We start from the raw sequence: 10,341 nt of genomic DNA, 5'->3' as shown, positions 1-10,341 counted from the left end.
CCCCCGTCGCCGACCTCTGCGCAGGCCCCCCTCCCAACCCTCCCCCCTGAAGGGGAGAGGGCCAAACCCCATGTCGTCGCGATTGATTATGGCGCGAAGCACAATATCTTCCGCTCGCTGGTCGAGGCGGGCGCGAAGGTGACCGTGGTTCCGGCCAGGACCTCGCTCGACGAAATCCTCGCGCTGGAGCCTGCGGGCGTGTTCCTGTCCAACGGCCCCGGCGATCCCGCTGCGACCGGCGTCTATGCCGTGCCGGTGATCCAGGGCCTGCTCGAGCGTGACGTGCCGATCTTCGGCATCTGTCTCGGCCATCAGCTGCTCGGCCTTGCCGCCGGTGCGCGCACACTCAAGATGCACCAGGGCCATCGCGGCGCGAACCATCCGGTCAAGCGGCTGGAGACGGGCGTGGTCGAGATCACCAGCATGAACCACGGCTTCGCGGTCGACGCCGCGACGCTGCCCGCCAATGTCGTCGAGACGCACGTGTCTCTGTTCGACGGCAGCAACTGCGGCATCGCCTTCACCGACAAGAACGCATTCGGTGTGCAATATCACCCCGAAGCCTCGCCGGGACCGCAGGACAGCTTCTATCTGTTCGAGAAGTTCGTGAGCGGCCTCACCGCTCCGGCGACCGCCGCGTGACCCTCAAACTCCCCCCCGTCGACCCCGCCCGCATGGAGCAGGAATGGGCCGCCGATCAGGACGTGCTGCGCAATCTGGCCGCCAATGGCGATCAGGCGAGCATTCGTCGTTCGGTGGACGTGAGCTTTCGCGGGTCGGAGGCCAATCTCGAGCGGCTGTCCGAGGCGGCGGAGGAGCTGGGGCTGACCGAGCTCGGTCATGAGGACGATGCCGAGGGTGGCGATCCCTGGCTGTTTCTCGAACGGGTGCAAGCGGTCGACGAAAAATCGATCCGCGCGCTCACCGAGCTCTGCCTGCAGATCGCGCAGCTGTTCGACCTCGAATATGACGGCTGGGGCTGCGAAGCCCAGACCGGCACGGTGCATTGATGATGCGGTCAATCCTGCCAGGGATTGATCATGCGGACGCCCGTCCAGGCGAAATCCGTCGTGTTGCGCGTGGCGACGGGTATGTTGCGGACGATGGCCTGCGCGGCGATCTGCGCATCGAGCGTGTTGCCGCCCAGGGTGCGTTGCGCTGCAAGCTGGCCGAAGACATGCGCATCATGGCGGTCGAACGGAACGATGCGATCCGCATAATCGGTTTCCAGCTGGGCCAGCCAGCGTTCGAGGCGTGGTCGGAACGATCGGGCGCTGGGCTTTTCGAAGCCCGCCCGGATTTCGGCAATGACGAGGACGGACAGCAACAGGCGTTCATCATTGTTGGCGAGCCAGGCGATCACCCCGGGCTCGCCATTGCGGGACACCATCTCGCTCCAGACGTTGGTATCGACCAGGATCACTCAAAGTCTTTCGGGTCGAATTCGAAATTGGTCAGAGGCTCCGGCTTGCGCGGTTCGGGCTCCCAGTCGATGCCGCGGCCCAGTTCGATGAGCCGTTCGATCCGCGCGCGGCTTTCGGCCTTGGCCTCGGGCGTCTGTTCGGGCGGGAAGCTCTGGAACGGCACCGATGCATCAGCGACCGTCGATGCAACAGGGGCCATGCCCGCCGCCTCGATCACCAGCTGGCGCAGATGTTCCTCCATCGAGCGACCATGCGCGGCAGCGACCTGGCGGAAGCGCAGCTTGGCCTCGTCGGGCAGATTACGAACGGTCAGGCTGGCCATGACGGCCTCCTCGAAATGATTTCAATGCAATCAATGTATACAAAGAGAGCACGATAAACAATGCCCAAGCGCAGCGACATAGACAGCATCCTGATCATCGGCGCCGGTCCGATCATCATCGGCCAGGCGTGCGAGTTCGATTATTCGGGCACGCAGGCGTGCAAGGCGCTGAAGGAGGAGGGCTATCGCATCGTCCTCGTCAACTCCAACCCCGCGACGATCATGACCGACCCGGACATGGCCGACGCGACCTATGTCGAGCCGATCACGCCCGAGATCGTCGCCAAGATCATCGCCAAGGAACGCGCCGAGCGCCCGGACGAGAAGCTGGTGGTGCTGCCGACCATGGGCGGGCAGACCGCGCTCAACACCGCGCTGGCGCTCGATGCCAATGGCACGCTGGCCAAATATGATGTCGAACTGATCGGCGCCAAGGCCGAGGCGATCGACAAGGCCGAGGACCGGCAGAAATTCCGCGAGGCGATGGACAAGATCGGGCTGGAATCGGCGCGCTCGGGCATCGCGCATACGGTGGAAGAGGCGCTCGCGGTGCTTGAACGCACCGGGCTGCCGTCGATCATCCGCCCCAGCTTCACCATGGGCGGCACCGGCGGCGGCATTGCCTATAATCGCGACGAGTTCGTCCAGATCGTCACCGGCGGGCTTGATGCATCGCCGACCACCGAAGTGCTGATCGAGGAATCGCTGCTCGGCTGGAAAGAATATGAGATGGAGGTCGTGCGCGACCGCAACGACAATGCCATCATCATCTGTTCGATCGAGAATGTCGATCCGATGGGCGTGCACACCGGCGATTCCATCACCGTCGCGCCCGCATTGACGCTGACCGACAAGGAATATCAGATCATGCGCTCGGCCAGCATCGCGGTGCTGCGCGAGATCGGCGTCGAGACGGGCGGATCGAACGTCCAGTTTGCGGTCAACCCCAAGGACGGCCGCCTGATCGTCATCGAGATGAACCCGCGCGTGTCGCGTTCGTCGGCGCTGGCGTCGAAGGCGACGGGCTTTCCGATCGCCAAGGTCGCGGCCAAGCTGGCGGTGGGCTATACGCTCGACGAGATCACCAACGACATTACCGGCGCGACGCCTGCCAGCTTCGAGCCGACCATTGACTACGTAGTCACCAAGATTCCGCGCTTCGCCTTCGAGAAGTTCAAGGGATCGAGCCCGTTGCTCGGCACCGCGATGAAGTCGGTCGGCGAAGTGATGGCGATCGGCCGCAATTTCCAGGAATCGGTGCAGAAGGCGCTGCGCGGACTGGAAACCGGCCTGTCGGGCTTCAACTTTGTCGATCATCTCGTCGGCGCACCGCACGAGGACATCGTTGCGGAACTCAGCCAGGCGACACCCGACCGGCTGCTGATCGCGGCGCAGGCGCTGCGCGAGGGGATGACGGTGGAGCAGATCCATGCCGTCGCCAAGTTCGACCCCTGGTTCCTCGAGCAGATCAAGCAGATCGTCGATGCCGAGGCCGAGGTGCTGGCCAATGGACTACCGCGCGATGCGGCGGGGATGCGCCGCCTCAAGTCGATGGGCTTTTCCGACAAGCGCCTCGCCTATCTCGCGCTCAAGTCGGCGAACCTGCGCCCCGGCATGGGGCATGCGCTGGCGCGCGGATCGGGCATGGTGCGCGATGCCGTGGTCGCAATGACCGGCGGCGTCACCGAAGAGGAGGTGCGCGCGCTGCGCCACAGGCTGGGCGTGCGCCCGGTGTTCAAGCGCATCGATACCTGCGCGGCCGAATTCGCCGCGAAGACGCCGTACATGTATTCGACCTACGAGGCCCCGACCTTCGGCGAGCCCGAATGCGAGAGCCAGCCGACGACGCGGCGCAAGGTGGTGATCCTGGGCGGCGGACCCAACCGCATCGGCCAGGGCATCGAGTTTGACTATTGCTGCTGCCATGCCTGTTTCGCGCTCGGCGACGCCGGGTTCGAGACGATCATGGTCAATTGCAACCCAGAAACCGTCTCGACCGATTACGACACCTCGGACCGGCTCTATTTCGAGCCGCTGACCGCAGAAGACGTGCTCGAGCTTCTCGATGTCGAGCGTTCGACCGGCGAGCTGGTCGGCGTGATCGTGCAGTTTGGCGGGCAGACCCCGCTCAAGCTCGCGCAGGCGCTGGAGGATGCGGGCATCCCGATCCTCGGCACATCGCCTGACGCGATCGATCTCGCCGAAGACCGCGAGCGCTTTGCCAAGCTGGTCGACAAATTGGGCCTGAAGCAGCCCGCCAACGGCATCGCGCGCAGCCGTGAAGAGGCGATCGCGGTGGCCAATCGCATCGGCTATCCGGTGCTCATCCGTCCGTCCTATGTGCTCGGCGGCCGCGCGATGGAGATCGTCGACGGACAGGCGCAGCTCGAAAGCTATATTGCCACCGCCGTGCAGGTGTCGGGCGACAGCCCGGTCCTGATCGACCAGTATCTGCGCGATGCGATCGAGGTCGATGTCGATGCGATCTGCGACGGCAGGGATGTCGCGATTGCGGGCGTGATGCAGCATATCGAGGAAGCCGGTGTCCATTCGGGCGACAGCGCGTGCACCCTTCCGCCCTATAGCCTGAGCAACGACATCATCGCCGAGATGGAGCGGCAGACGAAACTGCTCGCCGAGGGGCTGAAGGTGCGAGGCCTCATGAACATCCAGTTCGCGGTCAAGAGCGGCCAGGTGTACCTGATCGAGGTGAACCCCCGCGCCAGCCGCACCGTGCCCTTCGTCGCCAAGGCGATCGGTCAGCCGGTGGCCAAATATGCCGCGCGGGTGATGGCGGGCGAGATGCTGGCGAACCTGCCGACCATCGACCGCAATATCGACCATATGGCGGTCAAGGAGGCGGTTTTCCCCTGGGCGCGCTTTGCCGGGGTCGACCCGGTGCTGAGCCCGGAAATGAAGTCCACCGGCGAGGTGATGGGCATCGACAAGGATTTCGCCACCGCATTTGCCAAGGCGCAGATCGGCGCAGGGCTGACGCTGCCGACCAAGGGCACGGTGTTCATCTCGGTGAAGGACAGCGACAAGCCGGTGATCCTGGAGGCCGCGCGCGGGCTGATCGCGCTCGGCATGGACATCGTCGCTACGGGAGGCACTGCGCGCTACCTTTCCGACAATGGCGTGACGCTGACCGAGGTCAACAAGGTTGCGCAGGGCCGCCCGCATATCGTCGACAAGATCAAGGACGGCGAGATCGCGCTGATCTTCAACACCACCGAGGGCTGGCAGAGTCTGAAAGACTCGCAATCGATCCGCGCCAGCGCGCTGACGGGGAAGATTCCGTATTTCACCACGGCGGCTGCCAGCGTCGCGGCGGTCAAGGCCATGGCGTCGCTTGCGGCGACAAGCCTTGAAGTAAAGCCGCTTCAGGCCTATAATATACGGCCTGACGCTTGAGCCCCCCGACAAGTCGTTACCCTGATGCGGCCCCGTTCGAGGGCCGCTAAAGGCATTATTGTCGGACGTTCGGCTTCGCGTCGGCCAAGGATGAAGGGATATGCCGAATGGCAACCGTCGATAAGCTGCCGATGCTGGCAGAAGGTTATGAAAAGCTCTCGCGCGAGCTGAAGGCGCTCAAGGAAGAACGTCCACTGATCGTCGAGGCGATCGAGGAAGCGCGCGCGCATGGCGATCTTTCGGAAAACGCCGAATATCACGCCGCCAAGGAACGCCAGGGCCAGGTCGAGGCGACCATCGCCGATCTCGAAGGCAAGCTGAGCCGCGCGCAGATCATCGATCCGACCACGCTGTCGGGCGACAAGATCGTGTTCGGCGCGACCGTGACGCTGCTCGACGAGGACGACAAGCCGGTCAAGTACCAGATTGTCGGTGAGGCCGAAGCGGACGCGCGCAAGGGCCGGATCAGCTATTCAAGCCCGCTGGGCCGCGCGCTGATCGGCCGTCAGCTCGACGACGAGGTCGAGGTGAGCGTGCCTTCGGGCGACAAGTTCTACCTCGTGTCCAAGATCGAGTTCATCTGAACCATGCCCGCCGTGCCGCAGCGGTCGGCAACCAATTTTCTCGTGATCGCCAATGTGCTGGTCTGGCTGGTGGGCTTTACCACCGGCTGGACCGAGACGATGCAGATCGAGGGCGGCTTCTGGTCCGCGCGGCTGCATGACGCGCTGTACGGGCATTCGAGCGCGCTGCCGGTCGATTATCCATGGGTCGTGCCGGTCTGGCTGACGCCGTTCACCTCGGCCTTTCTGCATGCCGGGCTGTTTCACCTTGCCATGAACATGCTGGCGTTGATCGTGATCGGGCGGATCGTTGAGCTGGCGCTCGGCTGGGAGCGCTATCTGCTGCTTTATGGCGCAGGGATGATCGCCGCTGCGGCCATGCATTACGTGATCGACCCGGTATCGATGGTGCCGGTGGTCGGCGCGAGCGGCGCGATTTCGGCGCTGATGGCGGCCTATTTCCTGCTCTTCTCGCGCCGCAAGCCGCCCGCGATCGGCCCGGTCCCGCAGATCGTCGTACACATGGCCTGGCTGATGGCGGCATGGACCGGCATCAATCTGCTCAGCCAGTTCGCCTTTGCGGGCAGTGCGCTGGGGATCGCCATCTGGGCGCATATCGGCGGTTTTGCCGCGGGCCTGCTGCTCGCGGTGCCGCTCGTGCGCAGCCACCAGGTCCGGCGGCCGCGTCACGATATTCCCTGATCCGCTAACTCAGCTCGCCGGCGTTTCTTCCGGATCGAGCAGACGGTGCAGATGCACGATCACATAGCGCATTTCGGCATCGTCGACGGTGGCCTGGGCCTTGCTGCGCCAGGCTTCCTCGGCGCTGGCATAATCGGGATAGACGCCGACAAGGTCCATCTTGTCCAGTTCGCAATAATCGAGGGTTTGGGGGTCGCTGACGCGTCCGCCCATGACGAGATGAAGTTTGCTCATGTGAATATGCGTCCCTGACAGATGAAACGGATGCCGGGCGGCATCCTCTCCCGTGCGACAGGGTGTTGCGTGCCATGCCCCATCGCGTTGCTGGGGGGCGCCATAATGCGGTTGCGCGGGATTTTCCAGCCCTGTTGCGCGCTGTCAGCGCTTGCCGGTGCTGCGCAGAGCGTCGCGAGCCTTCTCTGCTTGTTCCCTGGCCTTGTCGGCCAGCGGCGCGGCGGCCTTGGTGATCGGCTTGCGCGCCAGGAACAGCCCGCCTAGCAAACCGGCCAGCGCGATCTTCCAGCGGTGCGTCCAGGCCAGCCCCGCAGCCTGATCGGCGGCATTGCCGATCTTCTCGGCGACAGTCTCGATCGCCTCGTCGCGCAGATTGGCAGGGGCAAAGCGATCCTTGGCGCGGGCCAGGGCTTTTTGCCACTGGCTGCGCGCAGCGAGACGGCGCGCGGAAACCTCGGCTAGGCTTTCGACGCCTTCGTCATCGTGATCGTGGTCCGCAGGGGCTAGTGGCTCGGTCATGCAGCGGCTTTCGTCTCTTCCTCGTCGCTCGAAAACAGCGCGCCGATCTTGCTGATGCGGCGCACCGCAAGCCAGAAGCAAAGCACGGCCAGCACCAGCGTGCCCGCCACCGTTGCGCCCATGGCTCCCCAAGCACCGAGAAAGGGAATCAGAGCAATCATCGTGCCGACGACCAGCGCGATCAGGGCGCAACTGATCAGCACCAGCCCGACAAAGGCGAGCGCTGCCATCGCGCGGACTTGGCGTCCGGCCGCTCCAGCGCGGGCCTTTTGAAAGTCTATTTCTGCATCGATCAGTTCGCGGCCATCGGAATAGAGGCCGCGCAACTGTTCGACCAGGCCGGGCTTGTCCGCTGCTGCCTCATGAGGAGGCGGAAGATCGGGTGCACCCGGAACTGGCGCGCTATCGGGAATGGGTTGGGTCACGCGCTTTGCGGTCCGGACTGGGCGCTCAACGCCGCTTGCCGAACACCGACGAGAGGAGCTTGGCGACCAACAGGCTGGCGACCGCAGCGATACCTGCGGCAGCAACCGGCTTGGTGCGGACGAATTCGCGCGTATCCTCGGCGATTTCCTCGACCGGCTTGGCGCGCAGCCGCTCTGCCGCATCGGTGACGCTCTGCGCTGCGCTGCGGGCATAGTCGCCATATTTGGGCCCGATATTGTCGTCGATCGCGCCGGCGCTGTCGTTCAGGATCTGTGCGATGCTGTTGACCGCATCACAGGCCATGTCCTTGACGTCACTCGCCACATCCTTGGCCTTGCCGCCCATGTCTTCGGGGATCATTGCGCTCACCTTTTCGGAAACCTGTTGGAATGCGTTGCTCGACTGCGCGGCGACGGTCGCACCGGCGGCAGCGACGCCGCTCGACACCAGCACTGCGCTGTTCGGCGTGGGGGTGACGTCGGCGGGTTTTTCCGCAGCGGGCTTGGGAGCCGCCTTGCGCTTGGGGGCGGCGGGCTTCGCGGCACCGTCACCAGTTGCTGCCTTTTTCGCACGCGGCTTTTTCGGCGCGGCTGCGGCCTTGGTTTCTTCTTCGGACATGAATTCCTCCTCAAGCTTGAGGGCAGACGCATGAAGCGCCGCCACGGTTCCGCTTGCCCAAGTTATATTCTGGCCTCTCCCGGCATATTTTCAAGCGCTTTCGCGGCCGCAGCAAGGCGACTTTACAGCGCTTCTGGGGATCACCTGCGCCTGTTGCAAAGACGCGGCCCACCGCCTAGAGGGGCGCCATCCTTCCACCCACCACATACCGGAAAGAGTGCCGCTTATGACCGCGATCATGGACATCCACGCCCGCCAGATTCTCGACAGCCGCGGCAACCCCACGGTCGAGGTCGACGTGCTGCTCAAAGACGGCAGTTTCGGTCGCGCCGGCGTGCCTTCCGGCGCATCGACCGGGGCCTATGAGGCGGTCGAGAAGCGCGACGGCGACACGTCCATGTATCTGGGCAAGGGCGTGACCCAGGCCGTCGACATGGTGAATAGCGAGATTTTCGAGGCAATCGTCGGCCTCGATGCCGAGGATCAGCGCGACATCGACATGGCGATGATCGCCCTCGATGGCACCGAGAACAAGTCGCGCCTGGGCGCCAACGCGATCCTGGGCGTCAGCCTGGCGGTCGCCAAGGCCGCTGCCGACGCGCGCGGCCTGCCGCTCTACAGCTATGTCGGCGGCGTTTCGGCGCACGTCCTGCCGGTTCCGATGATGAACATCATCAATGGCGGCGAACATGCTGACAACCCCATCGATTTTCAGGAATTCATGATCATGCCCGTCGGCGCGGACAGCCTGGCCGAGGCGGTGCGCTGGGGTTCGGAAATCTTCCACACGCTGAAAAAGGGCCTGCATGAAAAGGGTCTGGCAACGGCAGTGGGCGACGAGGGCGGTTTTGCCCCCAATCTCGCTTCGACCCGCGCCGCGCTCGACTTCATCATGGCCTCGGTCGAGAAGGCGGGCTTCAAGCCGGGTGAGAACGTGATGCTCGCGCTCGATTGCGCTGCGACCGAATTCTTCCGCGACGGCAAGTACGAGATCAGCGGCGAGGGGCTTTCGCTGTCTCCGACCGAAATGGCCGATTATCTCGGCAAGCTGTGCGCCGAATATCCGATCCGCTCGATCGAGGACGGCATGAGCGAGGACGATTTCGAAGGCTGGCTCGCGGTCACCGAACTGCTCGGCAACAAGGTGCAGCTGGTCGGCGACGACCTGTTCGTCACCAATCCCGAGCGTCTGGCGATGGGTATCGAGAAGGGCCTGGCCAACAGCCTGCTGGTCAAGGTCAACCAGATCGGCACGCTCACCGAAACGCTGGAAGCAGTCAACATGGCGCATCGCGCAGGCTATACCGCGGTGATGTCGCACCGTTCGGGCGAGACCGAGGACGCGACGATCGCCGATCTCGCCGTCGCTACGAATTGCGGCCAGATCAAGACCGGCTCGCTCGCGCGCTCGGACCGGCTCGCCAAGTACAACCAGCTGATCCGCATCGAGGAAGAGCTGGGCGCATCGGCGCATTATGCGGGTGCTGCCATCTTCCGTTGAACAAAACCCGTTTTGTTCCGCGACTTGCAAGGCATTGATCGCATATTTGATTCGGGCTGGCCGTTTCGGCTTGCCAGCCCGAATCATTTGTGATTCAAGAGATTAATGTCGTCGCGCAAACCCGTCATAAAACCCGCAAAACAGGCGATCGCGCCGGGCATCTCGCTCGTCGCCCTGCTCGCCATTGCGGCCTATGCCCTGCTGGGGCCGACGGGTGTGCTCGCCTGGGGCGATTATCGCCAGCGGCTGGAGGTGCAGAAGGTCGAACTGGCGCGGCTGCAGAAGCAGCGCGACGCCCTGCGCAACCGGGTCGAACTGCTCGATCCCAAAGCGGTCGATCCCGATCTGGTGAGCGAGCTGGTGCGCCGCGAACTCAATGTCGCGCATCCCGACGAGGTGATCGTTCCGCTGAAATAAGCCGTGCCGCAAACGGCTCGATGCTGCGGGAATATTGCGCAAAAACCGCCTTGGCCGTTGCGTAAACCTTTGCTCTGCTTCTATAGGAAGGGGGTCAATCCTCCCCCTGCCGCATGGCACTGATCCATCAGCGTGAAAGGTTTTCCGTCTTGGTCAAGACACCCGCTGCAAAGCCCGTTCGCAAACCGCCCGCAAAGGCCT

13 protein-coding genes are annotated in these 10,341 nt (G+C 63.9%); 7 read left to right on the top strand and 6 right to left on the bottom strand.

Annotated elements, in window-relative coordinates; translation table 11 throughout:
- Positions 1 to 642: carbamoyl phosphate synthase small subunit (locus tag OPU69_RS17575; RefSeq protein WP_498512778.1), on the top strand; the 642-nt coding region annotated here is incomplete at its 5' end.
- A complete protein-coding gene (locus OPU69_RS17570; RefSeq protein ID WP_498512776.1) occupies positions 639 to 1,010 on the top strand; it encodes a ribonuclease E inhibitor RraB in 372 nt (123 codons plus the stop codon). The genes OPU69_RS17575 and OPU69_RS17570, both read left to right, overlap by 4 nt.
- Before the next feature lie 8 nt (positions 1,011 to 1,018).
- Here OPU69_RS17570 and OPU69_RS17565 read toward each other — a convergent pair whose 3' ends face one another.
- Positions 1,019 to 1,423: a PIN domain-containing protein gene (locus OPU69_RS17565; protein ID WP_498512774.1), complete on the bottom strand. Its 405-nt coding sequence runs from the start codon at positions 1,421 to 1,423 to the stop codon at positions 1,019 to 1,021.
- Positions 1,420 to 1,746, bottom strand: coding sequence for a FitA-like ribbon-helix-helix domain-containing protein (locus tag OPU69_RS17560; RefSeq protein ID WP_498512772.1), 327 nt, complete (start codon positions 1,744 to 1,746; stop codon positions 1,420 to 1,422). Before OPU69_RS17560 ends, OPU69_RS17565 begins: the two co-directional genes overlap by 4 nt.
- 60 nt (positions 1,747 to 1,806) lie before the next feature.
- Here OPU69_RS17560 and carB point away from each other — a divergent pair, with 60 nt between their 5' ends.
- The 3 genes from carB to OPU69_RS17545 all read left to right on the top strand — a co-directional run bounded on the left by carB (position 1,807) and on the right by OPU69_RS17545 (position 6,425).
- Complete coding sequence (gene carB / locus OPU69_RS17555) at positions 1,807 to 5,160, top strand: carbamoyl-phosphate synthase large subunit (RefSeq protein WP_498512770.1); 3,354 nt, start codon at positions 1,807 to 1,809, stop codon at positions 5,158 to 5,160.
- Between the two features lie 107 nt (positions 5,161 to 5,267).
- On the top strand, positions 5,268 to 5,744 hold the full coding sequence (greA, locus tag OPU69_RS17550) for a transcription elongation factor GreA (RefSeq protein ID WP_023836660.1): 477 nt from the start codon (positions 5,268 to 5,270) through the stop codon (positions 5,742 to 5,744).
- A 3-nt stretch (positions 5,745 to 5,747) separates the two neighbouring features.
- Complete coding sequence (locus tag OPU69_RS17545; RefSeq protein ID WP_060979068.1) at positions 5,748 to 6,425, top strand: rhomboid family intramembrane serine protease; 678 nt, start codon at positions 5,748 to 5,750, stop codon at positions 6,423 to 6,425.
- Between the two features lie 9 nt (positions 6,426 to 6,434).
- Here the strand turns inward: OPU69_RS17545 and OPU69_RS17540 are convergent, their stop codons facing one another.
- The 4 genes from OPU69_RS17540 to OPU69_RS17525 form a co-directional block, all read right to left on the bottom strand.
- Positions 6,435 to 6,659, bottom strand: coding sequence for a DUF4170 domain-containing protein (locus tag OPU69_RS17540; RefSeq protein ID WP_060979067.1), 225 nt, complete (start codon positions 6,657 to 6,659; stop codon positions 6,435 to 6,437).
- Positions 6,660 to 6,803: 144 nt separating this feature from the next.
- Complete coding sequence (locus OPU69_RS17535) at positions 6,804 to 7,178, bottom strand: hypothetical protein (protein WP_498512767.1); 375 nt, start codon at positions 7,176 to 7,178, stop codon at positions 6,804 to 6,806.
- On the bottom strand, positions 7,175 to 7,603 hold the full coding sequence (locus OPU69_RS17530) for a phage holin family protein (RefSeq protein WP_498512765.1): 429 nt from the start codon (positions 7,601 to 7,603) through the stop codon (positions 7,175 to 7,177). The genes OPU69_RS17535 and OPU69_RS17530 overlap by 4 nt, the downstream gene beginning before the upstream one ends.
- A 25-nt stretch (positions 7,604 to 7,628) precedes the next feature.
- Positions 7,629 to 8,222, bottom strand: a complete 594-nt coding sequence (locus OPU69_RS17525) for a hypothetical protein (protein WP_498512763.1) — start codon at positions 8,220 to 8,222, stop codon at positions 7,629 to 7,631.
- A 226-nt stretch (positions 8,223 to 8,448) separates the two neighbouring features.
- Between OPU69_RS17525 and eno the strand changes: the two genes are divergently transcribed.
- Both eno and OPU69_RS17515 read left to right on the top strand, forming a co-directional pair.
- A complete protein-coding gene (eno, locus tag OPU69_RS17520) occupies positions 8,449 to 9,723 on the top strand; it encodes a phosphopyruvate hydratase (protein ID WP_498512761.1) in 1,275 nt (424 codons plus the stop codon).
- Between the two features lie 105 nt (positions 9,724 to 9,828).
- The gene (locus OPU69_RS17515; protein ID WP_060979062.1) at positions 9,829 to 10,140 is read left to right on the top strand and encodes an FtsB family cell division protein; all 312 of its coding nucleotides are present in this window, start codon (positions 9,829 to 9,831) and stop codon (positions 10,138 to 10,140) included.
- Positions 10,141 to 10,341 lie beyond the last annotated feature (201 nt).

The sequence above is a fragment of the Blastomonas sp. 34TW genome (assembly GCF_059803595.1).
This window is presented reverse-complemented; position numbering and strand designations above follow the sequence as displayed.

Excerpts from the sequence above, each read along its gene's own strand:
- OPU69_RS17560 (WP_498512772.1), bottom strand. The coding sequence starts at position 1,746 with ATGGCCAGCCTGACCGTTCGTAATCTGCCCGACGAGGCCAAGCTGCGC.
- carB (WP_498512770.1), top strand. The coding sequence starts at position 1,807 with ATGCCCAAGCGCAGCGACATAGACAGCATCCTGATCATCGGCGCCGGT.
- greA (WP_023836660.1), top strand. The coding sequence starts at position 5,268 with ATGGCAACCGTCGATAAGCTGCCGATGCTGGCAGAAGGTTATGAAAAG.
- OPU69_RS17545 (WP_060979068.1), top strand. The coding sequence starts at position 5,748 with ATGCCCGCCGTGCCGCAGCGGTCGGCAACCAATTTTCTCGTGATCGCC.
- OPU69_RS17540 (WP_060979067.1), bottom strand. The coding sequence starts at position 6,659 with ATGAGCAAACTTCATCTCGTCATGGGCGGACGCGTCAGCGACCCCCAA.
- OPU69_RS17535 (WP_498512767.1), bottom strand. The coding sequence starts at position 7,178 with ATGACCGAGCCACTAGCCCCTGCGGACCACGATCACGATGACGAAGGC.
- OPU69_RS17525 (WP_498512763.1), bottom strand. The coding sequence starts at position 8,222 with ATGTCCGAAGAAGAAACCAAGGCCGCAGCCGCGCCGAAAAAGCCGCGT.
- eno (WP_498512761.1), top strand. The coding sequence starts at position 8,449 with ATGACCGCGATCATGGACATCCACGCCCGCCAGATTCTCGACAGCCGC.
- OPU69_RS17515 (WP_060979062.1), top strand. The coding sequence starts at position 9,829 with ATGTCGTCGCGCAAACCCGTCATAAAACCCGCAAAACAGGCGATCGCG.